Source organism: Pantoea sp. GbtcB22, from assembly GCF_019091025.1.
GTDB classification, from domain to species: domain Bacteria; phylum Pseudomonadota; class Gammaproteobacteria; order Enterobacterales; family Enterobacteriaceae; genus Pantoea; species Pantoea leporis.
Window position 1 is genome coordinate 1 of sequence record NZ_JAGXKB010000460.1, and the last position, 253, is coordinate 253.

General features: G+C 58.9%; 1 protein-coding gene and 1 pseudogene. One reads left to right on the forward strand and one right to left on the reverse strand.

Translation table 11 applies throughout. The features are described from left to right. A pseudogene (locus KVT28_RS27960) lies at positions 1 to 139 on the reverse strand (DUF1275 domain-containing protein); the annotation flags it as partial. On the opposite strand from KVT28_RS27960, the gene KVT28_RS25730 reads away from it, so the two are divergent. After that, a partial coding sequence (locus tag KVT28_RS25730; protein ID WP_217551072.1) for a hypothetical protein occupies positions 72 to 253 on the forward strand: 182 nt, incomplete at its 3' end. The pseudogene KVT28_RS27960 and the gene KVT28_RS25730 sit on opposite strands and share 68 nt — an antisense overlap.

Below are 253 nucleotides of genomic sequence, written 5' to 3' on the forward strand. Positions count from 1 at the left end.
GCAGAAAAAACAGCCCGCCGTGCAGATTAGCTTTGGCCAGATGGCCGGAAAGTGAGGAGACATAGCCGGTCATGTTCGCCGAGAAGAAGCCGACCGTATCAAACGCTGCGGCGTTAAGTGCGCCCGCAACGGCGGCCAGCGTGCAGGCCAGGCGGATGTCGGTATTGAAGGTGCGCGTGTTCTCGGGGGTGATTTACATGGGAAAACCTGGCCCGGTGAAAGATGCGTATCTTCCTCCCGGGACCAGGAATTC